22 protein-coding genes are annotated in these 25,696 nt (G+C 65.4%); 19 read left to right on the forward strand and 3 right to left on the reverse strand.

The annotated features are described in order from the left end of the window. The first annotated feature begins 14 nt into the window (after window positions 1-14). Both ACFOMH_RS03770 and ACFOMH_RS03775 read left to right on the forward strand, forming a co-directional pair. Window positions 15-617: a hypothetical protein gene (locus ACFOMH_RS03770; RefSeq protein ID WP_377742702.1), complete on the forward strand. Its 603-nt coding sequence runs from the start codon at window positions 15-17 to the stop codon at window positions 615-617. Continuing rightward, entirely contained in the window at window positions 614-1,270 is a 657-nt protein-coding gene (locus ACFOMH_RS03775) for an N-acetylmuramoyl-L-alanine amidase (RefSeq protein WP_377742703.1), read from the forward strand. Before ACFOMH_RS03770 ends, ACFOMH_RS03775 begins: the two co-directional genes overlap by 4 nt. Here ACFOMH_RS03775 and rlmJ read toward each other — a convergent pair. Then, window positions 1,255-2,031, reverse strand: a complete 777-nt coding sequence (gene rlmJ / locus ACFOMH_RS03780) for a 23S rRNA (adenine(2030)-N(6))-methyltransferase RlmJ (protein WP_377742705.1) — start codon at window positions 2,029-2,031, stop codon at window positions 1,255-1,257. The genes ACFOMH_RS03775 and rlmJ overlap by 16 nt on opposite strands. A 551-nt stretch (window positions 2,032-2,582) precedes the next feature. Further along, window positions 2,583-2,807, reverse strand: a complete 225-nt coding sequence (locus tag ACFOMH_RS03785) for a DUF1127 domain-containing protein (RefSeq protein WP_377742707.1) — start codon at window positions 2,805-2,807, stop codon at window positions 2,583-2,585. Between the two features lie 341 nt (window positions 2,808-3,148). Here ACFOMH_RS03785 and ACFOMH_RS03790 point away from each other — a divergent pair, with 341 nt between their 5' ends. From ACFOMH_RS03790 to murD, 9 genes are all read left to right on the forward strand, one after another. Continuing rightward, complete coding sequence (locus ACFOMH_RS03790; RefSeq protein ID WP_377742709.1) at window positions 3,149-4,282, forward strand: Mrp/NBP35 family ATP-binding protein; 1,134 nt, start codon at window positions 3,149-3,151, stop codon at window positions 4,280-4,282. 726 nt (window positions 4,283-5,008) lie between these two features. Further along, window positions 5,009-5,515: a division/cell wall cluster transcriptional repressor MraZ gene (gene mraZ / locus ACFOMH_RS03795; RefSeq protein WP_374422567.1), complete on the forward strand. Its 507-nt coding sequence runs from the start codon at window positions 5,009-5,011 to the stop codon at window positions 5,513-5,515. Window positions 5,516-5,517: 2 nt separating this feature from the next. Next, the gene (gene rsmH, locus ACFOMH_RS03800; protein WP_377742711.1) at window positions 5,518-6,495 is read left to right on the forward strand and encodes a 16S rRNA (cytosine(1402)-N(4))-methyltransferase RsmH; all 978 of its coding nucleotides are present in this window, start codon (window positions 5,518-5,520) and stop codon (window positions 6,493-6,495) included. After that, window positions 6,492-6,872, forward strand: a complete 381-nt coding sequence (ftsL, locus tag ACFOMH_RS03805; protein WP_374422571.1) for a cell division protein FtsL — start codon at window positions 6,492-6,494, stop codon at window positions 6,870-6,872. Before rsmH ends, ftsL begins: the two co-directional genes overlap by 4 nt. Next, window positions 6,869-8,674, forward strand: coding sequence for a peptidoglycan D,D-transpeptidase FtsI family protein (locus ACFOMH_RS03810; protein WP_377742713.1), 1,806 nt, complete (start codon window positions 6,869-6,871; stop codon window positions 8,672-8,674). Before ftsL ends, ACFOMH_RS03810 begins: the two co-directional genes overlap by 4 nt. Window positions 8,675-8,690: 16 nt before the next feature. Further along, entirely contained in the window at window positions 8,691-10,175 is a 1,485-nt protein-coding gene (locus ACFOMH_RS03815) for a UDP-N-acetylmuramoyl-L-alanyl-D-glutamate--2,6-diaminopimelate ligase (RefSeq protein ID WP_377742715.1), read from the forward strand. Further along, the gene (locus tag ACFOMH_RS03820) at window positions 10,172-11,557 is read left to right on the forward strand and encodes a UDP-N-acetylmuramoyl-tripeptide--D-alanyl-D-alanine ligase (RefSeq protein ID WP_377742717.1); all 1,386 of its coding nucleotides are present in this window, start codon (window positions 10,172-10,174) and stop codon (window positions 11,555-11,557) included. Before ACFOMH_RS03815 ends, ACFOMH_RS03820 begins: the two co-directional genes overlap by 4 nt. After that, window positions 11,557-12,639: a phospho-N-acetylmuramoyl-pentapeptide-transferase gene (gene mraY / locus ACFOMH_RS03825; protein WP_374422580.1), complete on the forward strand. Its 1,083-nt coding sequence runs from the start codon at window positions 11,557-11,559 to the stop codon at window positions 12,637-12,639. Before ACFOMH_RS03820 ends, mraY begins: the two co-directional genes overlap by 1 nt. Window positions 12,640-12,730: 91 nt before the next feature. Further along, a complete protein-coding gene (gene murD, locus ACFOMH_RS03830; RefSeq protein ID WP_377742719.1) occupies window positions 12,731-14,131 on the forward strand; it encodes a UDP-N-acetylmuramoyl-L-alanine--D-glutamate ligase in 1,401 nt (466 codons plus the stop codon). A 110-nt stretch (window positions 14,132-14,241) separates the two neighbouring features. On the opposite strand, the gene ACFOMH_RS03835 is transcribed toward murD, so the two are convergent. Continuing rightward, complete coding sequence (locus ACFOMH_RS03835; protein WP_377742721.1) at window positions 14,242-15,384, reverse strand: OmpP1/FadL family transporter; 1,143 nt, start codon at window positions 15,382-15,384, stop codon at window positions 14,242-14,244. A gap of 168 nt (window positions 15,385-15,552) precedes the next feature. On the opposite strand from ACFOMH_RS03835, the gene ACFOMH_RS03840 reads away from it, so the two are divergent. From ACFOMH_RS03840 to ACFOMH_RS03875, 8 genes are all read left to right on the forward strand, one after another. Next, a complete protein-coding gene (locus ACFOMH_RS03840) occupies window positions 15,553-16,524 on the forward strand; it encodes a TDT family transporter (protein ID WP_377742722.1) in 972 nt (323 codons plus the stop codon). A 69-nt stretch (window positions 16,525-16,593) separates the two neighbouring features. After that, window positions 16,594-18,042, forward strand: coding sequence for an IMP dehydrogenase (gene guaB, locus ACFOMH_RS03845; RefSeq protein ID WP_374422588.1), 1,449 nt, complete (start codon window positions 16,594-16,596; stop codon window positions 18,040-18,042). 395 nt (window positions 18,043-18,437) lie between these two features. Then, window positions 18,438-19,895, forward strand: a complete 1,458-nt coding sequence (locus ACFOMH_RS03850) for an aminotransferase-like domain-containing protein (protein ID WP_377742724.1) — start codon at window positions 18,438-18,440, stop codon at window positions 19,893-19,895. Between the two features lie 273 nt (window positions 19,896-20,168). Continuing rightward, window positions 20,169-21,728, forward strand: a complete 1,560-nt coding sequence (locus tag ACFOMH_RS03855) for an ABC transporter substrate-binding protein (protein WP_377742726.1) — start codon at window positions 20,169-20,171, stop codon at window positions 21,726-21,728. Between the two features lie 31 nt (window positions 21,729-21,759). Beyond that, complete coding sequence (locus ACFOMH_RS03860) at window positions 21,760-22,737, forward strand: ABC transporter permease (protein WP_377742727.1); 978 nt, start codon at window positions 21,760-21,762, stop codon at window positions 22,735-22,737. After that, window positions 22,734-23,639 carry an ABC transporter permease gene (locus tag ACFOMH_RS03865; protein WP_377742729.1) on the forward strand — a complete coding sequence of 302 codons (906 nt, stop codon included), beginning with the start codon at window positions 22,734-22,736 and terminating at the stop codon, window positions 23,637-23,639. Before ACFOMH_RS03860 ends, ACFOMH_RS03865 begins: the two co-directional genes overlap by 4 nt. Further along, window positions 23,639-24,643 carry an ABC transporter ATP-binding protein gene (locus ACFOMH_RS03870; protein WP_374422598.1) on the forward strand — a complete coding sequence of 335 codons (1,005 nt, stop codon included), beginning with the start codon at window positions 23,639-23,641 and terminating at the stop codon, window positions 24,641-24,643. Before ACFOMH_RS03865 ends, ACFOMH_RS03870 begins: the two co-directional genes overlap by 1 nt. Further along, a complete protein-coding gene (locus ACFOMH_RS03875; protein ID WP_374422600.1) occupies window positions 24,640-25,653 on the forward strand; it encodes an ABC transporter ATP-binding protein in 1,014 nt (337 codons plus the stop codon). The genes ACFOMH_RS03870 and ACFOMH_RS03875 overlap by 4 nt, the downstream gene beginning before the upstream one ends. Window positions 25,654-25,696: the final 43 nt, after the last annotated feature.

The following is a 25,696-nucleotide window of genomic DNA, read 5'->3' on the forward strand; positions in this document are numbered from 1 at the left end:
AAAGGGAAAAAGAGATGCGGAAATTCGTCATCCTCGCCGCGCTTGGCCCCGTGCTGGCGCTGGCCGGCTGCGCCGAGAATACCGGCTGGAACCCGAATTACAGCGCCGTTCAGAACGGCACCGGTTATGCGAAATATTCGCGCGAACGCGAGGCGGCCCTGCGCGGTAGCGCGCCGATCCCGCGCACGATTCCGGTGCAATTGCCGGCCCAGGCGCCGACCCCGGCCGATATCAGCGGTGCCGCCGCGACCACCGCGACGCGGACGGGCGCGGTGGCCGTGACGACGGCCGCACCTGCGGCCCGGCCCAAAACCGCCCCGGCCGCGGGCAATCCGCCGGTGACCACCAGCGGCCCCTATCCGGGTTCGACCCCGGTGCTGGTGCGCTATGCCCATCAGGAACAGCAAAATCCCGGCACCACCGTCTATCGCCGGACGGGCGGTTCGGTGATTGCGGCCGGGCGGCTCTGCTCGGGCTATGCCTCGGCCGATACCGCGCAGCGCGCCTTTATCGCGGCCGGCGGACCGATCCTGGATCCCAAGGGCATGGACCCGGATGGCGACGGCTTTGTCTGCGGCTGGGATCCGCGTCCGGTCCGCAACGCGCCCGGTCTTTGAGCCCGTCGCCCAATCACGGCGACCGGCGGGGCCAGCGGCCCGAGCTGGTCGTGATCCACTATACCGGCATGGCGGACGGGCCTTCGGCGCGGGCGCGGCTCTGCGATCCGACGGCCGAAGTCAGCGCGCATTGGCTGATCCACGAGAACGGCCTGACCGAGCCGCTGGTCCCCGAGGATCGCCGCGCCTGGCATGCCGGCGCCGGCAGCTGGCAGGGGCGCGAGGACGTGAATTCCCGCAGCATCGGGATCGAGCTGGTCAATCCCGGCGACCGCCCCTTTCCCGAACCGCAGATGGCGGCGCTTGAGGCGCTGTTGCGCAAGATCATGGGCCGCTGGGGCATCGCGGCGGATGGCGTCATCGGTCATTCCGACATGGCGCCCGGTCGCAAGATCGACCCCGGCCCGCGCTTTGACTGGCGGCGTCTGGCCTTGAAGGGACTGGCGATCTGGCCCGAGGGGGCGGGGGCCGAGGCGGCGCTGGCGGAAGGGGCGCTGGCCGACAGCCTGACCCGCATCGGCTATCCTGATTTGCCCGATCGTCTGTCCGACCGTCTGGCGGCGTTCCGGCTGCGCTTTCGGCCATGGGCGGACGGTCCCGAGGATGCGACCGACCGCCGGATCGCGGCGGCGCTGGCCTATAGGCGGTCGTAAAGCGCCTCGATCCGGCGCGCCTCATTGGTCAGGCCGTAGGGTGGATTGATGATGAGCATGCCTGATCCGACCATACCATGCCCGGGCCGGGCCGGCGGGAAACGCACTTGCGACAACAGCGCCTCGGGGTGGGCGTGGGTCAACGCCGTGACCATGGCGGCCTGCCGGTCATCGGTCAGGATCGGAAACCACAGCGCGATCACGCCGACATTCCATTTCCGCGCCAGCTTGGCGATCTGGCCGGGGATGGTTTGGTAATCGGCCTTGATTTCATAGCTGGGGTCGATCAGCAGCATGCCGCGCCGGGGCGTGGGCGGACAGAGCGCCTGCGCCATGTCAAAGCCGTCCTGCCGGTGCAGATGGGCAAAGCCCGCAACCTGGCTCAGCGCCTGATGCTCGGCCGGGTGCAGTTCGGCCAGATGGGCGCTGTCGTCCGGGCGCAGGAAATGCGCGGCGATCAGCGGCGATCCGGGATAGGCCGTCCCGCCATGACGGGCGCGGATATCCGACAGCGCCCGGCGCAGCGGATGATCCGCCGCCAGCCAGTTTTCCGAAAGTGCGCGGGTGATGCCGGCGGCCGCCTCGCCGGTCTTGGCCGCCTCGGCGCCCGACAGGTCGTAAAGCCCCCGGCCCGCATGGGTTTCCAGATAGCTCAGCGGTTTCGGCTTGGCGGTGAGGTAATCCAGCATCCAGGCCTGCAAGGCATGCTTGTGCAGGTCGGCCAGATTCCCGGCGTGAAAGGCGTGCTGATAGGACAACATGGCATCCCCCTATACCCGGACCCCGGAAATGAAAAGCGGCGGCGCCCAGGGAGGAGGAGGGGGCGCCGCCGCACAACGCCGGCCCAGGGAGGAGGAGGGGCCGCGTATGGGGCGCGGCAAAGGCAGGGAGGAGGCGCCTGTTGCCGCGTGCAACCGGTCCCAGGGAGGAGGAGGGGGACCGTCGCATTCATGTCCGCCGTCTGGGCGGTATTTCGGGGCGACACCCTCCAGGGAGGAGGAGGGGAGGGTGCCGCCAGTACCGCGAAGCCCAGGGAGGAGGAGGGGCCTCGGCGGATCGGTTCGGTGGCACCCTCAGGGAGGAGGGGAGGGGCGCCACCTGCACCGCAAGACCCAAGGGAGGAGGAGAGGGTCTTGCCGTATGGGTTGGCGGCGCTCCTGGGAGGAGGAGGGGAGGCCGCCTGTACTGTGAAGCCCGGGAGGGAGGAAAGGGCTTCACCGTATCTTTGCGGCGGCATCCTCAGGGAGGAGGAGGGAGGATGCCGCCTGAACCCGGACCCCAGGGAGGAGGAGGGGGTCGGGTATTCTATTCCTTACTTCGCACCCCAGGCGGCTTCGTAAGCCACGCTGCGGATGTTGGCGCGGCACATGCCCAGATCGGACAGGTCGCGGTCGCTCAGCTCGTTCAGTTCGCGCATGGTCTGGCGATAGACCGAACGGCGTGCCATGTTGTCCCGCAGGTCAGCGACGAATTTCGCGATGCGACCATTGCCGGCTTCTTTGCGGACATTGCCTTGGTTCAGTACGAGAACAGCCATTTCATTCTTCCATCTATCTAGCGTCGGCAGCCGGGGCCGGATTGCCCGTTCGCCGTTGGGGCTAACATGGGCCTGTTGCTGCGGTTGCACAATGGCTTCGGGTGAAATGCTGCTATGCAGAAACAGCATATCTGTTTCTGGAACTCTTTCACAAGTGGTTAATAATGCATTAATTTTAGGGGGTCGTTAGCCTTGTCCAAAAGGCGGAATCCGGGAAAACCCGTTGAATTTGGTCGTAATTACGCGGGGTCACAACACCTTATCAGAGTGCCGTCCCGGACCCGCTTGCCGAGCGCCGCGCAACTTGTCATGCTCATGACGCTTTGAAATCGGGGGTCGTCATGGCGGTATCACGCGAACGTGTGCTTCAGGAACTTGCGCAGATCGCGGTGCCGGGGGGCGGAAATCTGGTTTCCGACGATCTTGTGCGCGCCCTGCATGTCGATTCCGAGACCATCCGATTCGTGATCGAGGCCGCCGATGCCGTCCAGGCGCGCGCGCTGACCGATGCCGAGGCCGAGGCAAAGCGCCGTCTTGCCGCGCTTGCGGGCGACCAGAAGGTCCAGATCGTGATGACCGCCCCGGCCGCCCCGCGCGGCCCCGCGCCGCAGGTCGTGGCGCGGTCCGGCGATGCCCAGCCCCAGACAGGGGCGCCGCAGGGGGGCGAGCCGCCCAGCCTGAAGATCGGGCGCCATCCGACGCCACAGGCCGGCCCGGCCCCGGTCAGCGGCGTGGCGCGGATCGTCGCCATCGGGTCTGGCAAGGGGGGCGTGGGGAAATCCACGCTGACCTCGAACCTTGCGGTGGCGCTGGCGCGTCAGGGGCGGCGGGTCGGTCTTTTGGATGCCGATATATACGGTCCCTCGCAGCCGCGGATGCTGGGCCTGACCGGACAGCGCCCGACCAGCGACGGCCAGATGATCGAGCCGCTGCGCGCGCATGGCGTGACCACCATGTCGCTGGGCTTGATGATGAAGGAAGGCGAGGCCGTGGTTTGGCGCGGCCCGATGCTGATGGGCGCGCTGCAACAGATGCTCAATCAGGTGAAATGGGGCGAGCTGGACGTGCTGCTGGTCGATCTGCCGCCCGGCACCGGCGATGTGCAGCTGTCCCTGTGCCAAAAGGCGCAGGTCAGCGGCGCCATCATCGTCTCGACCCCGCAGGATGTGGCGCTGATCGATGCGCGGCGCGCCATCGACATGTTTGACAAGCTGAAAACCCCGGTGCTGGGGCTGGTCGAGAATATGTCGACATATATATGTCCCAATTGCGGGCATGAGGCGCATCTTTTCGGCCATGGCGGCGTCGCGGCCGAGGCGGCGCAGCTGGGCCTGCCCTTTCTGGGCGAGATCCCCCTGAACCTCGAAGTGCGGCTGGCCGGCGATGCGGGCACCCCGGTCGCGGCCGGCGACGGGCCGGTGGCCGAGGCCTTTACCCGGTTGGCCCAGCGGCTGATCGCGGGCGGCATGGCCTGATATCCCATAGCCTGACATCCCTGTGGCATGGCGGGTTCGGGCGAGACCATCCGCCGCTGCGGGCGGGGCATCGCGATGGGCATGGGCGTGCCATGGGAAAACGCGGGAACGGCGGCTGGGAAAATCTGGGAACGCCGGTCTGATTTCCGAATCACCGGCCCGTGATTCCCGGTGATCGGCATGGGAGCAGGCGGGAAATCGGCGGGATTCCGTCGATTCCCATTCGGGTTCTGGCGCGAAATCGGCGGTTTCCTGTCGATTGCGGGATTTGGTGGGACTTCTTTGCCACAAGCCCATTTTCGCTAGATGTAGTGGTTGGGTTGCCGCCTGGACCGATACCTTCCCTGTTTCTCGCGCGGGTGTGAAAATGTTCACGCCATGTTCACGCGCGAAACACCGCCGCCACCCGGGTTGCGCCCAAATAAATCCGTTGCGTCCCATAAATTCCCATGCCATCCCTTTGATACGGAGACGGGCTGAAGGGGCATCAAGACCCCACAAGGCGACAAGCAGGCTTCATACAGGCACCCGCTTCCGAACATGGCTCTGCGCGCGCGAGCAGCACCTCCCCCAGGTGGCGCGGACAGCAGGGCGCGATCCCCGAAACTACGGGGCCCAGAGATGGGAACGAGGGCGGCGGATCGGGTGGTGGCAGCAACCCGGTCCGCCTTTCCTTTTCGGGAAAGGCCGGAAAGGGCAAGGGACAGTGGGAAGGAGTGCGGGCCGGTGGCGCGCAGGTTCAGAGGTTCGGAAGAGGTCAAGGTCGATGCGAAAGGTCGCGTCTCGATCCCGGCCAAGTTCCGCCGCGTCTTTGAATCCGCCGATCCCGAATGGGAAACCGGCAAGCGTCCGCAGCTGGTCATCGTCTTTGGCACCCGCGACTGGAAATATCTGCAACTGTTCACCATCGACGCGATCAACGAAATCGACGACCAGATCGCCGGTCTCGATCGTGGCAGCCCGCGCCGCAACTATCTGGAACATATCTATCACGGCCATTCCGAGGAAACCGAGATCGACGGCGACGGCCGTCTGGTCCTGCCGCAAAAGCTGCGCGACAAGATCGGCCTGAGCGACAGCGCGGTCTTTATCTCTGGCGGCGACAACCTCAAGGTCTGGTCCCCCGAGAATTACGAGGAAGAAGAGCGCGCGCTTGAAGCCCGCGTCCCCGAGCTTGAGCCGGGCGCCGATCCGCTGTCGCTTTTGTCGCAACCCCCCGTGGCGGAGGGCTAGGCGTGGCGGCGAGCGATCAACCCCATCTGCCCGTCCTGCTCGGCCCGCTTTTGCGGGCCGTAGCACCTGTTGGCGGGGTCTGGGTGGACGGCACATTCGGCGCCGGCGGCTATGCGCGCGGGCTTTTGGCGCAGGGCGCGGATCAGGTGATCGGCATCGACCGCGACCCGTCGGTCTTTGGCATGGCGGCGGCCTGGGCGGGCGAATATGGCGACCGGCTGCGGCTGGTCGAGGGCACGTTTTCCGGTCTGGACCGGCTGGCCGGGGCACAGGTCGATGGTGTCGTGCTGGATCTGGGCGTCAGCTCGATGCAGCTGGATCAATCCGAGCGCGGCTTTTCCTTTCTGCGCGACGGGCCTTTGGACATGCGCATGGGCGGCGATGGCCCCACTGCCGCCGATCTCTTGAACAGCGCGCCCGAATCGGTGATCGCCGATGTGCTTTATCTTTATGGCGAGGAACGCGCCTCGCGCCGGATCGCCAAGGCCATCGTCGCGGCCCGCCCGCTGACGCGCACCGGGCAATTGTCCGATATCGTCGGCGCCTGCCTGCCGCGCCCCAAGCCCGGTCACAGCCATCCCTCGACTCGCAGCTTTCAGGCGATCCGCATCTGGGTGAACGACGAATTCGGACAGCTGGTCGCGGGGCTGGCGGCGGCCGAACGCGCGCTGCGCCCGGGCGGCAAGCTTGCGGTGGTCAGCTTTCATTCGCTTGAGGACCGCATCGTCAAGCGCTTTATGCAGGCACGCTCGAACAGCGCCGGCGGCGGCAGCCGCTATGCGCCCGAAACCGAACGCGCCGAGCCCGCCTTTACGTTGCCCTTCCGCCGTGCCATCGGTCCCGATGAGGCCGAGTTGGCGGTCAATCCGCGTTCGCGTTCGGCGCTGTTGCGGGTGGGCATCCGCACCCATGCCCCGGCCGGCCGCGTCGATCCCGAGGCGCTGGGCCTTCCGGTTCTGCCGGAACGGGGGGCGCGATGAAATCGGTGCTTTACCTGTTGACCACGCTGATCGTGATGGGGCTGGCCTTTTGGGCCTATCGCGAAAACTATCGCACGCAGGCCACCATTTCAGAGATGTCGAATGTGCAGCGCCAGATCGGCGGCCTGCGCGAGGATCTGGGCGTCCTGCGCGCCGAATGGGCCTATCTGAACCGCCCGGACCGGCTGCGTGAGCTGGTGAACCTGAATTTCAGCCGGCTGAAGCTGGTGCCCTTTACCGCCGATCAGTTCGTCGATGTCGGGCAGGTGGCCTTTCCGCCACCCGTCCAGCCCAAGGCCGATGGCGGCGACCCCGCCGATCAGGTTCCTCGCCCCGCCTGGTATCCCCCCCGCCGCCCAAAGGAGAGCACGCCATGATCCGCACCCCATTGCGCCCCCTGGCCCGCATCCTTCGTGCCCGCGAAAAGGGCGAAAATCCCGACGCCATCGAGGCCGAGAACCGTGCCCAGCGTCATGCCGAAATTCAGGAAAGCGCCCGCAACAACGCGCGCCACCGGCTGGTTTTCATGGCGATGAGCTTTGTTCTGGCCTTTGGCGCGGTGGGGGTGAAAATGGGCGTGCTGGCCGCCAGCCAGCCGACCGAACCGCGTGTGCAAAGCGGCAGCGCCCAGATCATTTCCCAGCGCGCCGACATCACCGACCGTTACGGGCGGGTCTTGGCGACCAATCTGCTGACCTATTCGCTTTATGCCCATCCCCGGCAGATGGTCGATCCCGAGGGCGCGGCGAAAAAGCTGGTCTCGATCTTTCCCGATCTGGATATCGACCGCCTGCGCAAGGATTTTTCCGGCAAGCGCAGCTTTGTCTGGATCAGGAAAAAGCTTTCGCCCGAACAGATGCAGGCCGTCCATGACATTGGCGAGCCGGGTCTGTTGTTCGGTCCGCGCGAAATGCGGCTTTATCCCAACGGCCATATCGCCAGCCATGTCCTGGGCGGCACCACCTTTGGCAAGGAAGACGTCGCCAGCGCCGAGGTGATCGGCGTTGCGGGCGTCGAAAAGGCCTTTGATCACTGGCTGCGCGATCCGGCCAATGACGGCGCGCCGCTGGTCCTGTCGCTGGACATGACCGTGCAGGCCGCGATGGAGGAAGTGCTGGCCAATGGCATGAAGGTGATGAATGCCAAGGGCGCGACCGGCATCCTGATGGAGGTCAAGACCGGCGAGATCGTCGCCATGTCCAGCCTGCCTGATTTCGACCCCAATGACCGGCCAAAGCCGCTGCTCAAGGGCGATCCTTCGGACAGCCCGCTGTTCAACCGCGCGGTACAGGGTCAGTACGAGCTGGGCTCGACCTTCAAGATTTTCCCGGTGGCGCAGGCGCTGGATCTGAAACTGATCAGCCCCAACACGATGATCAATTCGAAAACCCCGATGAAGATCGGCAAATATCTGATCAACGATTTCCACAATTACGGCAGTCAGCTGTCGGTGACCGACATCATCGTGAAATCCTCGAACGTGGGGACAGTGCGGATCGCCCAGCTGCTGGGGCCGGAACGACAGCGCGACTTCCTTGAAAAGCTGGGCCTTTTCGAGGCGACCCCGCTTGAGATGAGCGAGGCGCCGACCGGCAAGCCGCTGGTGCCGCAACGCTGGCCGGCGGTGACGGCCGCGACGGTGTCATTCGGGCACGGGATCGCGGCAAGCCCGCTGCATCTGGCGGCCGCCTATGCCACCATCGCCAATGACGGCAAGCGCGTGCGCCCGACGCTGGTCCATGGCCGCGCGGCGCGCGGCGGCGAACAGGTGCTGTCGCCGCAAGCGGCCAAGACCGCGATGGCCCTGATGCGTCAGGTGGTGACGCGCGGCACCGCGCGGTCCGCCAATGTCGAGGGCTATGAGGTCGCCGGCAAGACCGGCACCGCCGACAAGCCGCGCCCGAATGGCGGCTATTATCGCGACAAGAACGTGACCACCTTTGCCTCGGCCTTTCCGGCCAGCGCGCCGCAATATGTGCTGGTGCTGACGCTGGACGAACCTTCGGTCACCAGCGCGGGCGGCGCCGAGTTGCGCACCGCCGGCTGGACCGCCGCCCCCGTCGCCGCCGAGGTGATACGTCGCGTCACGCCGCTTCTGGGGCTGCGGCCGATCACCGAGAAGGAATTGCCGATGGTTGAACGGCCTCTGCCGGATCGGTTAAAGCTCGTCTCGAACTAGACGAACGAGGGTATTCGTGGCTGAACGGGCGAAGCGGCTGTCCCTTCTGGGGCTGAGAGGGGACAAGGGGCGCGACCCCGAGGTGACCGGGATCGCCGTCGATTCACGGCAGATCAGGCCCGGTTTCCTGTTCGCGGCATTGCCGGGATCGGCGCAGCATGGCGGCGAATTCATCCAATACGCCCTGCGTCAGGGCGCGGTGGCGGTGCTGACCGACCGCAAGGGCGCCGAAATCGCCGCGGCCGAGCTGGCCGCATCGGACGCCGCGCTGATCCTGGCCGAGGATCCGCGCGCGGCTTTGGCCGGGGCCGCCGCGCTGTGGTTTGGCGACCAGCCCAGAACCATGGTCGGCGTGACCGGCACCTCGGGCAAGACCTCGGTCGCAAGCTTTACCCGCCAGATCTGGCAGGCGCTGGGATACCGGGCGATCAGCCTTGGCACCATGGGCGTTCAGGGCGACTATCAGGCCAAGCTTGCCCATACCACGCCCGAACCCCTGACCCTGCACCGGGTTCTGGCCGAGGCGGCCGAGGCCGGCGTCACCCATGCCGCGATGGAGGCCAGTTCGCACGGGCTGGACCAACGGCGGCTGGACGGGGTGCGGCTGAAGGCGGGCGCATTCACCAATTTCAGCCAGGACCACCTGGATTATCACAAGAATTTCGACGATTATTTTGCCGCCAAGGCGCTGCTTTTCAACCATATTCTGGACGAAGGCGCGGCGGCGGTGATCAATATCGACGATCCGCGCGGCCGCCAGATGGCGATGATCGCCCGCGAACACGGGCTGGTGCTGACCACCATTGGCCGGGACGGGGCCGCCGATCTGCGCATTCTGGGTCAACGTTATGACGCGACCGGGCAGGATCTGCGCTTTTCCTGGCATGGCAATCCGCATCTGGTGCGGCTGCCGCTGATCGGCGGGTTCCAGGCGGAAAACGTGCTGGCCGCCGCCGGGCTGGTCATGGCGGCGGGCGATGAGCCGGCGCGGGTGTTCGAAACCCTGCCCGGGCTCAGCACGGTGCGCGGGCGGATGGAACTTGCGGCGCTGCGCGAAAACGGGGCCGCCGTCTTTGTCGATTACAGCCACAAGCCCGGGGCGCTGGCCTCGGCTTTGCAATCGCTGCGCCCGCATGTGATGGGCCGGATCATCGTGGTCTTTGGCGCCGGCGGCGATCGCGACCGCCTGAAACGCCCGCTGATGGGCGAGGCGGCGCGCGATTTCGCCGATGTGGTCTTTGTCACCGACGACAATCCCCGGACCGAGGACCCCGCCGCCATCCGCGCCGAGGTCATGGCCGGCGCCGGTCCCGACGCCATCGAGGTCGGCGACCGCGCCGAGGCGATCCTGCGCGGTGTCGATGCGCTGGGTCCGGGCGACGCGCTCTTGATCGCCGGCAAGGGGCATGAAACCGGACAGATCATCGGCAGCGATGTCTATCCCTTTGACGACGCCGAACAGGCCTCGGTGGCCGTCGCGGCGCTGGATGGCAAGATATGACCCTCTGGACCTCGGATGACGCTGTTGCCGCGACGGGCGGCCGGGCGACCCGCGATTTCGCCGTGGGCGGCGTTTCGATCGACACCCGCACGATCCGGCCGGGCGATCTGTTCGTGGCCTTGCAGGCGGCGCGGGATGGCCATGATTTCGTGGCACAGGCGTTGGAAAAGGGCGCCGGCGCCGCATTGGTCAGTCGTATCCCCGAGGGCGTCGCCCCTGACGCGCCCCTGCTGATCGTCCCCGATGTCCTGACCGCGCTTGAGGCATTGGGCCGCGCCGGCCGCGCCCGCATGCGGGGCAAGGTCATCGCCATCACCGGCTCGGTCGGCAAGACCTCGACCAAGGAAATGGCGCGGATCGCACTGACCGGACAGGGCCGCGTTCACGCCGCCGAGGCCAGCTATAACAACCATTGGGGGGTGCCCCTGACGCTGGCGCGGATGCCCGCAGATACCGATTTCGCCATCATCGAAATCGGCATGAATCACCCCGGCGAGATCGAGCCGCTGGCCCGTCTGGCCCGCCCGCAGGTGGCGATGATCACCACCGTCGCCGCCGCCCATTTCGAGGCATTCGGCAATATCGAGGGCATCGCCCGCGAAAAAGGCGCGATCTTTCGCGGCCTGACCCAGCCGGGCACCGCCATCATCCCCGAGGACCTGGCCGTCACCCAGATCCTGCGCGATTTCGCCGATGAGGCCGGCGCCATCGTCATCGGCTTTGGCCAGCACGGCATGGCCAAACCGGTCAAGGCCGATACCACCGACGGCACCACACGGGTCCGCGCCCGCATTCTGGGCGAGGCGGTCGATTTCACTCTTGCCAGCGCCGGCACGCATTTCGTGATGAACGCGGTCGGCGTGTTGGCGGCGCTCTCTGCCGCCGGGGCGGATGTCGCGCAGGCGGCGGCCGCGCTGTCCGAATGGCGCCCGCCGCTGGGCCGTGGCGCGGTCGAGGATCTTTCGGGCATCCGGCTGATCGACGATGCCTATAATTCCAATCCGACCTCGCTTTCGGCGGGGCTCGCCACGCTGGCGCGGCTGACGGGCGGGCGGCGGGTGGCTATTCTGGGCGACATGCTGGAACTTGGCCCGGACGAACTGGCCATGCATCGCGCCATGGCCGATGACCCGGCCATGGCCTCGGTCGATCTGGTGCATCTAGCCGGTCCGCGCATGCGCGCGCTTTATGACGCGCTGCCGCCGGAACGGCGGGGCATTCATGCGGAAACTGCTGCCGAACTGGCGGCGGCGGTCGGCGATCTGGTGGCGATCGGCGATATTGTGCTTGTTAAGGGGTCCAAGGGATCCCGTGTTTCGACGGTGGTTGACGCGCTGCGCCAGACGCGGCATGGCCGCTCGCCTGGCGAAAGGACCGATTAATGCTCTACTGGCTGACCAACCTGTCGGATGGCGGGGATTTCTTCAACCTGTTCCGCTATATCACCTTTCGCGCCGGCGGGGCGTTCTTTACCGCGCTGATCTTTGGTTTCATGTTCGGCCGGCCGCTGATCGACCTGCTGCGCCGCAAACAGAAAAAGGGCCAGCCGATCCGCGATGACGGCCCCCAGAACCACTTTTCCAAGGCCGGAACGCCCACCATGGGCGGGCTTCTGATCCTGGCCGGGCTGCTGGTCGGGACCCTGCTCTGGGCGCGGCTGGACAATGGCTATGTCTGGATCGTGCTCCTGGTGACCATGGGCTTTGCGGCCATTGGTTTCGCCGATGACTATGCCAAGGTAACCAAACAGCATCATGCCGGCCTTTCGGGACGGATCCGGCTTTTGATCGGGCTTTGCATCGCGGCGGGTGCGGGGATCGCGGCCACGCTGATGCATCCCGATGCGCTGAGCAATCAACTCGCGCTGCCTTTCCTCAAGGATACGCTGATCAATCTGGGCATCTTCTTCGTGCCGTTTTCGGTGATCGTGATCCTTGGCGCGGCCAATGCGGTGAACCTGACCGACGGGCTGGACGGGCTGGCGATCATGCCGGTGATGATCGCCGCCGCCAGTTTCGCGGTGATCGCCTATGCGGTCGGCAATGCCAATTTCGCCAATTATCTGGGCGTGCATTTCGTCCCCGGCACCGGCGAGCTGGCGGTTTTCGTCGCCGCGCTGATCGGCGGGGGCTTGGGATTCCTCTGGTACAACGCCCCGCCCGCGGCGGTGTTCATGGGCGATACCGGCAGCCTTGCCCTTGGCGGCGCGCTGGGGGCCATCGCGGTGGTTACCAAGCATGAAATCGTGCTGGCCATCGTCGGCGGGCTTTTCGTGGTCGAGGCGCTGTCGGTCATCATTCAGGTGCTCTACTTCAAGCGCACCGGCCGGCGGGTGTTCCTGATGGCGCCGATCCACCACCATTTCGAGAAAAAGGGCTGGGGCGAGGCCCAGATCGTCATCCGCTTCTGGATCATCGCGCTGATCCTGGCGCTGATCGGCCTCGCGACGCTCAAGCTGCGCTGATCCCTCTCGCGCATTCTTTCATGCCGAAATATCCTCTGGGGGTCCGGGGGGCGAAGCGCCCCCGGCGTTGCCCACAAACCAAGGAATAACCATGATCCCCGTCCAAGGCGTCGAAAACCAGACCATCGCGGTGCTCGGCCTTGGCCGTTCCGGCCGCGCCACCGCCGCCGCCCTGACCGAGGGCGGCGCGACCGTTGTCGTCTGGGATGACGGTGCCGATACCCGCGAACAGGCAGAGGCCGACGGCATGACTGTCCTTGACCTGACGCGCGACACGAACTGGACTGGCATCTCGGCGCTGATCACCAGCCCCGGCATCCCGCATCTTTACCCCAAACCCCACCCGGTCATCGCAAAAGCCTATGATCTGGGCATCCCGGTCGACAACGATATCGGGCTCTTCTTTCGCAGCTTCGCCACCCGCGACTGGGAGATGTTCGACACCACCCCGCGCGTGATCGCCATCACCGGCTCGAACGGCAAATCGACGACCACGGCGCTGATCCATCACATCCTCAAGGAATGCGGCCGCCCGACCCAGATCGGCGGCAATATCGGCACCGGGGTCCTGTCGCTCGACCCCGCCCATGACGGTGAGGTGGTGGTGCTGGAACTCTCCAGCTACCAGACCGATCTGGCCCGCGCGCTGACCCCAGACATCGCCGTCTTCACCAATCTTTCGCCCGACCATCTGGACCGCCATGGCGGCCCGGGCGGCTATTTCGCTGCCAAGCGCCGGCTTTTCGCCGAGGGCGGCCCCGACCGCGCCATCATCGGCGTCGATGAAATCGAGGGCCGCTATCTCGCCGATCAACTGGCCATGGGCCCGACCGACGACCGGGTGATCCGGGTCTCGTCGGGGCAAAAGCTCGAAGGCTTTGGCTGGTCGGTCTTTGCCCGCAAGGGGTTTCTGGCGGAATACCGCAAGGGCCGGCAGGTCGCATCGCTGGACCTGCGCGAGGTGACGGGCCTTCCGGGCGAACATAATCACCAGAACGCCTGCGCCGCCTATGCCGCGACCCGCAGCCTCGGCCTTGCCCCCCGCGAGATCGAGCGCGCCTTTCACAGCTTCAAGGGCCTGCCGCATCGCAGCCAGACGGTGGCGGAAATCAACGGCGTGCGCTGGGTCAATGACAGCAAGGCCACCAATGTCGACGCCGCCGCCAAGGCGCTGACGGCGTTCCAGCGCATCCGCTGGATCGCCGGCGGCATGGGCAAGGATGGCGGCATCGAGGCCCTTGCGCCCTATCTGGGCCAGGTCGTCAAAGCCTATTTCATCGGCCATTCCGCCCGCGACTTCGCGCTGCAAATCGGCCAGACCCCCTATGAGATCGCCGAAACCATGCAGCAGGCCGTCGCCCGCGCCGCGGCCGAGGCACAGCCCGGCGAAACCGTCCTGCTTGCCCCCGCTGCCGCCAGCTTTGACCAATACCCGAATTTCGAAAAACGCGGCGAGGATTTCACCGCCCTGGTCCGGGCGCTGACGCCCTGACTTTCTTCTTCATTCAAATATCCATGCGGCGGCGCCACCGGCGCAGGTGCTGAAAAACGAAAGGCCCCGGCTGAACCGGGGCCTTGTCATTTCGCGACCGCGCCGCCGGATCAGAACGAATAGCCGATCCTGACGCCAACCCCCCAAAGTTCGCCGTCATCCATTTCGGCGACCTTGGTCTTGTTGCCGCTTTGGCCGACGCCCAGATCGGGACCGCCCAGCTTGGTATAGTTGATCCCGGTCGAGATCTTGATGTTGTCCATCGTATAGATTGCGGCGACCGTCACGCCCTTGCGGCCATTGGCCGGCGCCAGCGGCGAGATCAGGTCATCCTGTTCCGGCTCATAGGTGAACGAGACCGAGCCGGACCAGTTGTCGGTGAACTTGCGCCCGACACCGATCGTGTAAGTGGTGGTGTCATCCAGCTCGACAAGCTCGACCCGCCCGCCATTGGGCAGTGCGATCGGGAACACGAAGTTGTCGACCCGGAACTCGGACCATTTCACCCAGCGAATCGAGCCGAACAGCAACGTGTCCTTGGCGATCCCTGTCTGACCTTCCAGCGTCCAGCTGCGCGGCGTCTTGACGGTATACTCGTCACTCAAGACGGTACTACCCAGGCGACCGCCGGTTTCCTTCATGTCAAAGTCATGATCGATGGGCGAGTTATAGGTCAATGAGATACGCGCCGCGATATCGGGCACCTCATAGGCGATACCTGCGACCCAGCCTATACCCCAGGCGCCGTCCAGCTTCAGGTCATAGCCCGAGGTACTCTGATAGCCCGCTCCTTGCAGGCGCACATGGCCATCGGCGCGCGAGCCGCGGATCCCGCCATGGACCGAGAAATTGTTCTCGAACTTGTAACGCAGCAGGGCGGTATAGGTGGTCGAATTCACCTCGACCCGGGTACCGTCCAGAACGTCGTAATCGGGCAGGGGGGCTGGCTTCATCGGATAAAGAATGTCGGCCCCGAACGGCTGCTCGATGATCAATGCGCCCGAGAGGTTGTCGTTGAACTGATGCTTATAGGCCAGCCCAAAGAACCCATAGCCCTGCGCCACATCGCCCGTTGCGAAACCGGCGATATCGGTGCCCTCGATCTTGGGATTGACGCCCCCAAAGCTGATTTCGGCATAGTTCCCATTCTCGAACAGCGGGGCCAGCGATTGCGGCGCGCGTTCGATCCCGCCGGCAAGCGCCGGTGCAGCCCCGGCAAGGACGATCCCGACACTGTAGCAGATATTCTTCATTGTTCCCCTCCCTGGTGATCTGCATGATGCGAACCACTTTGTTCAGCGTGGGATACGCGCCATGGTTGCGTCAATCATGTTGATAGGATGACGCGACGTTCTGCCACGGCATAAAACGCTGGCGTGTCGCATCAGCAACGATATGACCATGCGTCAAGGAGTCCCATCATGCGTTTTGCCCCCGTTCGAACCGCCGCACCCGGGCTTTGGCGCCGTGTCCCGCCGGCCATTTTCCCCCCGCTTCTGGGGATTCTCGGACTGGCTTTGGCCTGGCGGCTGGCGGCACAGCGATTCGGTTTGCCGGATGCGCTGCCGGGGATGCTGGCGGGGGGCGCGATGGCCGCCTGGGCCTTTGCCACGCTGGCCTATGGCGCCAAGCTGGCCCGCCGCCCCGCCGTTCTGGCCGAAGAGCTGCGCATCCTGCCGGGGCGGGCCGGGGTCGGTGCGGCGCTGGTCTGCATCTATGCCGCGGCCCAGATATTGGGACCCTTTGCGCCGTCGGCCGCCCGGATCCTGCTTATCCTGGGGCTGGGCGCGCATCTGATCTTTTGGGCGGTGCTGATCCCGGTGCTGCTCAGTGTGCCGGGACAGGGGCGCGTCACGCCCGCCTGGCAACTGAATTTCGTTGGCCCCATCGTCGCGGTACAGGCGGCGGCGGGCTTTGGCTGGACCGGATTTGCGGCGGCGCTGTGGTGGCCGATGGCGGCGGCGGCGGTACTGATCTGGGCGCTGAGCCTGCGTCAGGCATGGCGCGAAGACATCCCCGCGCCGCTGCGGCCGTTGCTGGTGATCCATGTGGCCCCGGTGGCGATGCTGGGCGCAAGTGCCGCGGCGCTGGGCTGGCACGGGGTGGCGGCCGGTTTCGCCTGGGCGCTGGTGCCGGTGCTGGCGGCAATCGTGTTGCGCGTGCGCTGGCTGACCGAGGCCGGGTTTTCCCCGTTCTGGAGCGCGTTCACATTCCCGCTTGCGGCAAGCGCGGGGCTGTGGCTGGCAATGTCCTATACCGCGCCGGGCTGGGCGGGGCCGGCGCGCATGCTTCTGGTCGTGGCCAGCCTTGTGGTGGTGCCGATCCTGTTTCTGGTCTGGAAAAGCTGGGCGCAGGGGCGGCTTGCGGTCAAAACCAACGCCGCCATCGCCTGACGGGCTGGACATTCCCGCCGCCTCGTGAAAGGGGAAACTGCCAAACGAACCCCTGACAAGGATGCTCCCATGCAGATTCGTGAGGCTTTGACCTTCGACGATGTTCTTCTGGTTCCCGCGGCGTCCTCGGTGATGCCCTCGACCGCCGATGTGACGACCCATGTCACCAAGCAGATCCGGATGAACATCCCGCTGCTCTCCAGCGCGATGGATACCGTCACCGAAAGCCGCATGGCGATTGCCATGGCGCAGGCCGGCGGCATCGGCGTGATCCACCGCAACCTGACCGCCGAGCAACAGGCTGACGAGGTCCGGCGCGTGAAACGCTTTGAATCGGGCATCGTCTATGACCCGATCACCCTGACCGCCGACCAGACCGTGGGCGATGCCCGCGCGTTGCAGGCGCGCTATAACGTCACCGGCTTTCCGGTCGTCGACGCCAATGGCCGCGTGGTCGGCATCATCACCAACCGTGACATGCGTTTCGCCAGCGACGACCGCATGCCGGTCCGGGCGATCATGACCGCCGAGAATCTGGCGATCCTGCGCGAACCCGCCGACCGTGCCGAGGCGATCGGCCTGATGAAGGCGCGGCGCATCGAAAAGCTGTTGGTCACCAATGCCGAAGGGCGGCTGACCGGGCTTCTGACGCTCAAGGATACCGAGCTTTCGGTCCTGAACCCCTTGGCCTGCAAGGACGAGCTGGGCCGGCTGCGCGTCGCCGCCGCATCGACCGTGGGCGATGAGGGCTATGAGCGCAGCCTTGCGCTGGTCGAGGCGGGCGTCGATCTGGTCGTGATCGATACCGCGCATGGCCATTCCGAAGGCGTCGCCCGCGCGGTTTCCCGCATCAAGGCGCATTCCAATCAGGTGCAGGTCGTCGCGGGCAACGTCGCCACCGCCGAGGCCGCCCGCGCGCTGGTCGAGGCCGGTGCGGATGCGATCAAGGTCGGGATCGGCCCCGGATCGATCTGCACGACGCGGATCGTGGCGGGCGTGGGCGTGCCGCAGCTGACCGCGATCATGGATGCGGTGCGTGGCGCCGGGGACATTCCGGTCATCGCCGATGGCGGCATCAAGTTCTCGGGCGATTTCGCCAAGGCCATCGCGGCCGGCGCCAGCTGCGCCATGGTCGGCAGCGCCATCGCCGGCACCGACGAGTCGCCGGGCGAGGTGATCCTCTATCAGGGGCGCAGCTTCAAATCCTATCGCGGCATGGGCAGCCTTGGCGCCATGGCGCGCGGCTCGGCCGACCGCTATTTCCAGAAGGACGCCGCGACCGACAAGCTGGTCCCCGAAGGGATCGAGGGGCAGGTGCCCTATAAAGGCCCCGCCGGCACGGTGATCCACCAGCTGGTCGGCGGCCTGCGCGCCGCGATGGGCTATACCGGCAATGCCACCGTGGCCGAGATGCGCAATGGCTGCGAATTCGTGCGCATCACCGGGGCCGGGCTCAAGGAAAGCCACGTCCATGACGTGCAGATCACCCGCGAAAGCCCGAACTACCGGCTTGGCTAGGTGATCGCCTGAATGACATCGGGTGCGGCGGTCCTGTGACGCGCCGCACCCGTTCGGATCGCCGGGCCAGACCGGCACCCCCATCATCCCGGTATTTGCCGCGCGCTTTTGTGATGCGCGAAACGGGCCGTGCCGCCGGCCGGTCCTGTCGCATCCGGCCCGTCGCATCCGGGTGCCGCGTCCCAGTGCCCGGATCTGGTGCCCGGATCCGGGTGCCGCATCCGTCGTTATCGACCGGAAATCCGGGCAAAATGACGAAGCGGCGCGCGCAATCGCAACAAAAAGCTTTACTTTTGGGGCATAAGGCCCGTTCGTAATGGGGTAACGCACCGCCACGGTCGCTTTTCAACATGCTTGACAATGCGCTTTTTGCCGTCCGCTCACCCGGAACGCCTTTGCAGGTTTGGATCCGGCAATCGCTGGTGGATGCGATCCTGGTGGGGAAATTGCAGGCCGGGCAAAAGATGCCGGCGACGCGCGAACTTGCCTCAAGCCTGGGCGTCGGCCGCAATACGGTGACGGCGGCCTATGACGCGCTGGTCTCGGACGGGTTTCTCGAGGCGCGCGAGCGCATGGGCTATTTCGTCGGAACGGTGGACCTTGTTCCGGCGCCCGAACCCGCCCCCGAGCGCCAGTCCGATCCGGCCCCGACACAGGGCCGCAGGCTGTGCTGGCGCCAGCATCTGAAGGCGCGCCCCTCGCAGATGCGGGGCATCCGCAAGGTCGCCGACTGGCAGGAATACCGCTATCCCTTTGTCTATGGTCAGGTCGACCGGACGCTCTTTCCCGTCGAGCAATGGCGCGCCTGTTCGCGTGAGGCGCTGGCGCTTTCGGCGATCGATTTCTGGGCGGCGGATCGCGCGCTGGATGACGATCCGATGCTGGTCGAGATGCTCTGCCGCCATGTCCTGCCACAGCGGGGCATCTTTGCGCGCCGGGACGAGGTGATGATCACGCTTGGCTCGCAGCACGGGATATTCCTGCTGAGCCAGCTTTTGCTGCGGGCGGGCGATGCGGTCGGGGTCGAGGATCCGGGCTATCCCGATGCGCGCAATATCTTTGACGCCCGCCGCGCCTTTATCCAGCGCCTTGCGGTGGACGACCGCGGACTGGTGCTTGATGCCCGGGCCGAAGCCGTCTTGCGCAAGACGACCCTTGTCTGTGTCACCCCCGCGCATCATTGCCCGACCATGGTCAGCCTGCGCGACGACCGCCGTGAAAAGCTGCTTGAGCTGGCGGATCGCGAGGATTTCCTGATCATCGAGGATGATTACGAAGGCGAGATCCGCTCCGAACAGACGCCGCCCGCGCTGAAATCCATCGACCGTTCGGGGCGGGTGCTTTACGTCGGCACCATGTCCAAGGTGCTCGCCCCGGGGGTGCGCATCGGCTATATCGTCGGCGGTGCCGAACTGATCGCCGAGGCGCGCGCCATGCGCCGGCTGATGCATCGCAGCGCTCCCCTGAACAATCAGCGCACGGCCGCGCTTTTGCTGGCCAATGGCCATTATGACAGCACCGTGCGTCTGGTGCGGCAGACGCTGTCCTATCGCTGGCGGGCGGCGCGGCGGGCGATGGACCGGCATATGCCCGGCTTTGCCGTCAGCCACAGCGTCGGCGGGTCCAGCCTTTGGGTCCGTTGCCCGCCCCAGGTGGATGCGCGCCGGCTGATCGCGGCGGCGGCGGAACGCGGCGTGCTGGTCGAGGCGGGCGATCCCTTTGTCGCCCCGGAAATGGCCGGTCGGTTCTTTCGCCTTGGGCTGAGCGCCATCGACTGGCAACTGATCGAGCCGGGCATCGCCGAAATCGCCAAGGCGGTCGCGGCCATGCGGCGCGAACCCGTCGCCGGCTAGGTGACCCGCGGGCGCCGCAAGGCCCGCCGACGATCCCGCCACCTCTTCGCTGGTGCCAAGCAATCCGTGTCTCTGGTCCTATGGCTGGCGACATGATGCCGCACAGTTGTCCGTGCAAGACATTGCCCCGGTCCGATCCCTGAACCCGCCCCGATCCGTTTCGACGGCAAGCGCCCCGCTTTGCCGACCGGCATGCGACGATCAAAAACGCGGGAACGATGCCGCAAGGCCGTGACCCCGGACCGTAACCGGAGAACCCAGCAGGAGAGAGAGATGAAACATTGGAAGATCCTTGTCGCCACGCTCGGCCTTGCGGCCATGACCCCCATGCCCCTGATCGCGGACGAGAAAAGCGTGGTCGTGGGCCAGGCCGGCGTGCCGCGCCATTTCAACGGCGCGATCCAGTCGGGCGTCTATACCTTCATGCCCTCGTCGAGCATCTTTGCCTCGCCCGTGCGCTATTCGAAAAGCTGGGAGCCGGAACCCTATGTCGCCGAAAGCTGGAAGGTTTCCGATGACGGGCTGACCGTGACCCTGAATCTGCGCAAGGACGTCAAATTCCATGACGGCACGCCGCTGACATCGGAGGATGTGAAATTCTCGATCGAGACGATCAAGGCCAATCATCCCTTCAAGGGCATGCTGGCCCCCGTCGTCTCGGTCGACACGCCCGATCCCTATACGGCGGTGATCAATCTGGAACACCCCCATCCGGCGCTGCTTTTGGCGATGTCGCCGACGCTGATGCCGATCCTGCCCAAGCACATCTATGGCGAAGGCAATATTCAGGAAAATCCGGCCAACCTTAAGCCCATCGGCGCCGGTCCCTTCAAGCTGGTGGAATATAAGCAGGGGGAATATTACAAACTTGAAAAGAATGAAGATTTCTTCATCGAGGGTCGCCCCTACATGGATGAGATCTTTGTCCAGATCTTTCCCGACAGCAATGCGCTGGTGCTTGCGGCCGAGCGGGGCGATGTGGATGTGGTCAATTTCGTAAGCTCGCCGCGCGACCTCAAGCGGCTGTCCGAGGATGAGGATCTGATCGTCAACGGCGATTTGGCGCAGGCGCTTGGCGCGCTCAACTGGCTTGCGTTCAACACCGGCAAGGCGCCCCTCGACAAGGTTCAGGTCCGCAAGGCCATCGCCTATTCCATCGACCGCAATTTCATCGTCGATGTGCTGTTGCAGGGGCAGGTCACGCCCGATTATGGCCCGATCGTGCCGACATCGCCCTTTGCCACCGACGATGTCGAGAAATACGAGCTGGACCTGGACAAGGCCAACGCCCTGCTGGACGAGGCGGGCTATCCCGTGGGCGCCGACGGGCTGCGCTTCAAGCTGACCGCCGACAGCGAGAATGTCGACGAAGAGATGGGCCGCAACCTGCTGGAATACATGAAAACCCAGCTGCGCAAGGTCGGGATCGATCTTGAACTGCGCGTCTCGCCCGACTTTCCGACCTGGTCACAGCGCGTCGGCAATCACGATTTCGACGTGACCATCGATCATGTCTATAACTGGGGCGATCCGGTCATCGGGGTGAACCGCACCTATCTCAGCTCGAACATCCGCAAGGGCGTGATCTGGTCCAATACCCAGCAATACAGCAATCCCCGTGTCGATGAGCTGCTGGCGCTGGCGGGACAGGAAATGGACCTTGAAAAGCGCAAGGCCCTTTATGCCGAGTTCCAGAAGATCGTCGTCGACGAGGTGCCGATCTATTACATGAACGTCATCCCCTACAAGACGGTCTACAAAAAGGGCCTTGCCGGCGTTCCCGACGGCATCTGGGGCGCGGTCGCGCCGATGGATGAAATGAAATGGGAATAGGTTCGATCAGCCGGGGAAAGGGGGGCGCGGGATGCAAAGACTGACCTCGATCATATCGCCGTTGCTGTCGGGCCTGGGCCTGATCCTGGCGGTGGTGGTGCTGAACTTCCTGCTCATCCATTTTTCGCCGGGCGATCCGGTCGAGGTGATCGTGGGCGAGATGGGCGGCGCGTCAGAAGAGCTGATCGCCAGGCTGCGCGAGCAATACGGTCTGGACAAGCCGCTATTGGTGCAGCTGGGCATCTATATCGGCAAGGTGGTGACCGGGGATCTGGGATATTCCTTCTATTATTCCAGCCCGGTTCTGGAGCTGCTGTTGCAGCGGCTTCCGGCGACCATCCTTCTGGTGCTGACGGCGTTGGTGGTGGCGGTGCTTGCCGGCACCGTCGCCGGCACCATCTCGGCGCGCCGGCCCGACGGGATCGGCAGCCATCTGGTGACGATCTTTTCGCTGGTGGGCTTTTCGGCGCCGGTGTTCTGGATCGGGATGATGCTGTTGATCCTGTTCGCCTCGATCTGGCCGGTCTTTCCGGTGGCGGGGATGCAGTCGATGCGCAAACCCGATGGCTTTGCCTGGTATCTGGACATCCTGCACCACCTCGTGCTGCCGGCGACGACGCTGGGCCTGATCTATGTCGCCTATTACAGCCGGCTGGCCCGGACCTCGATGATCGAGGCCTTGGGACAGGACTATATCCGCACCGCCCGCGCCAAGGGCGTGTCCGAGGGGCGGGTGGTCTGGAAACACGCGCTGCGCAATGCGCTGATCCCCATCGTCACCATGGTCGGCCTGCAATTCGGCCAGCTTTTCGCCGGCGCGGTTCTGGTCGAGACGGTGTTCAACTGGCCGGGTCTGGGGCGGCTGGCCTACGATTCCATCCTGCGGCGGGATTATCCGACATTGCTGGGGATATTGCTGTTTTCCTCGATGCTGGTGCTGATCGCGAACGCTCTGACCGACCTTGCCTATCGCCGCATCGACCCGCGGATGAGAAAGGCCAGAACATGAAACAGGCAGATATTCTGGAACATCCGGCCCCGACCCTTTTGGAAGAGCCGCCGATCGCCAAACCCGACCGCCCCTGGCGCGAGGCGATGCTGATCTTTCTGCGCAACCGCTCGGCGGGGATCGGGCTGGGTCTGATGCTGATGATCCTGCTGGCGACGCTGTTGGGGCCGGGGATCTATGGGGTCGATCCCTATTCCATGGTCTGGGCGCCGCTCTCGGCGCCGGGCGAGGGGACGCCGCTGGGCACCGACTATATCGGCCGCGACATTCTGGCCGGGGTGCTGATCGGGGGGCGGGTCACGCTGTTGGTCGGGGCATCCGCCGCCGCGCTGACGGTGGTCATCGGCCTTATCGTCGGCTCGCTTTCGGGCTATTTCGGTGGCCGGGCCGATGCGATCCTGATGAAGATCACCGAGTTCTTTCAGGTGCTGCCATCGCTGTTGCTGGCGATGGTGCTGGTGACGATCTTTTCGCCCACGCTGGGAACGATCATCTTTGCCATCGGCATTGTCGGCTGGACCCAGATCGCGCGCCTGACCCGGGCCGAGTTCATGCGCATCCGCGGCCTTGATTACGTCAAGGCGGCGCGGGTCGCCGGGGCGCGCGACAGCTATCTGATGTCCCGGGTCATCCTTCCGGCGGCGCTTCCGCCGGTGATCGTGGCGGCGGCGCTGACCACCGGATCAGCGATCCTGTTCGAGGCGGGGCTCAGCTTTCTGGGCCTGGGCGATGCCAATCGGATGAGCTGGGGTCTGATCATCGGCCAGAACAAGAACTATCTGCTGGACGCCTGGTGGACGGTCGCGGCGCCCGGATTTGCCATCTTTCTGACGGTTCTTGCGATCAGCCTGATCGGCGACGGGATCAATGACGCGCTCAACCCCCGGCAAAGGAAACGCTGATGGCCAAGGATGCCCCCTTTCTGGAACTTCGCAACCTGTCGGTCGAGATGCGCGACAAGGATCGCCGTATCCGCGTGCTGGATGATGTATCGCTTGCGATCCGGCGCGGCACCACCTTGGGCGTGGTCGGCGAAAGCGGCTGCGGCAAATCCATGACGGCGCTGGCCATCATGCGGCTTTTGCCGCCGGGATTCGAGATCACCTCGGGCCAGATCCTGCTGGACGGCGAGGACATCGCCCGCCAGCCCGAGGCGCGCATCCGCGCGCTGCGCGGCAATGACATCTCGATGATCTTTCAGGAACCGATGACCTCGCTGAACCCGGTCTTTACCGTCGGCGACCAGATCGCCGAGGCGGTGCGCCAGCATCAGAACGTGACCCGTGCCGAGGCCGCCGCCCGCGCGCTGGACATGATGCGCGCGGTTCAGATCCCGGCGGCGGAATCGCGGCTGGACGCCTATCCGCACGAATTTTCGGGCGGCATGCGCCAGCGGGTAATGATCGCGATGGCGCTGGCCTGCAAGCCGCGCCTGATCATCGCCGATGAGCCGACCACGGCGCTGGACGTGACCGTGCAGGCGCAGATCTTTGCGTTGATGCGCGAATTGCAGGAACGCACCGGCACCGCGATCATGCTGATCACCCACGATCTGGGCGCGGTGGCGGAAATGGCCGATGATGTTGCGGTGTTCTATGCCGGAAAGCGGATCGAATCCGGCCCGGCCGAACAGATCCTGCACCAGCCCGCCCATCCTTATACGCGGGGGCTTTTGGCCTGTACGCCGCGGCTGCAACTGGGGCGCACGGCCTTTGCCGCCGCGCCGGCGCTGGTCGAGGTGCCCGGAATGGTCCCCGAACTGGGCAGGATGCCGGCCGGCTGTCGTTTCGCGCCGCGCTGTCGGCGGGCCGATGAAACCTGTCGCGAAACCCCGCCGCCCGAAAGCACGCTGGCCGCGACCCATGTCGCCGCCTGCTGGAAACCCACCGTCGAGGTCCCCGCATGAATGACGATATCCTGTTGAAAGTCGAAGGTCTCAAGGTCTGGTTCGATGTCGGCCGTGCGGCCAGTGGTGAACGGCTTGCGGTGCGCGCGGTCGATGGGCTGGATTTCACCCTGCGCCGGGGCACGACCTTTGGCATCGTGGGCGAAAGCGGTTCGGGCAAATCGACCGTGGCCCAGGCGATCATGCGGCTTGTCCATGTCACCGAAGGCCGGATCAGCCTTGGCGATCTGCCGCTTTCGACGCTGGCGGGCGGCGATCTGCGCGCCGCGCGCCATCGGTTCCAGATGGTGTTTCAGGACCCGTTCTCATCGCTCAATCCGCGCAAAAAGGCGCGGGCGGCGATCCGTGAGCCGCTGGACCTGCTGAATATGGGGCCGGCCAGCGGGCGCAATGCCGTGGCCGAGGACATGCTGGCGACCGTGGGCCTGCACCGCACCGCCGGCAAGCTTTTCCCGCATCAGTTTTCCGGCGGTCAGCGGCAAAGGCTGTGCATTGCGCGCGCGCTGGCCTCAAAGCCGGAACTGATCGTCTGCGACGAGCCGGTTTCGGCGCTGGATGTGGCGATTCAGGCGCAGATCCTGAACCTTCTCAAGGAGTTGCAGCGCGATCTGGGCCTGTCCTATGTCTTTATTTCGCATGATCTGGCGGTGGTGCAATATATCTGTGACGAGATCGGGGTGATGTATCTGGGCGAGTTTGTCGAACGCGCGCCGGCCCGGCGGCTGTTTTCGGGGGCCATGCATCCCTATACCTGGTCGCTGATGACGGCGGCCCTGTCGCCCGAGCGGGAAAAGGGATCGCTGGCGTTCCGCCCGCTGTTGAAGGGCGATCCGCCGAACCCGCTGAACCCGCCGCCGGGATGCCGCTTTGCCGGGCGCTGCCAGTTCGCCAGCGAAGAATGCCATACCGAAAAGCCCGCGCTGCGCGAGATGGCCGATGGCCATAGCGTCGCCTGTCACCATGCCGGAAAGCTTGTACCGCCCATTGCCGAACTGGCCCGCGCCGCCTGAAAGACGCGGCCGCCCGCAAAGTTTGCGGGCGGCCGTTCATGCC

The organism is Paracoccus mangrovi, assembly GCF_042648425.1.
GTDB lineage: Bacteria > Pseudomonadota > Alphaproteobacteria > Rhodobacterales > Rhodobacteraceae > Paracoccus > Paracoccus mangrovi.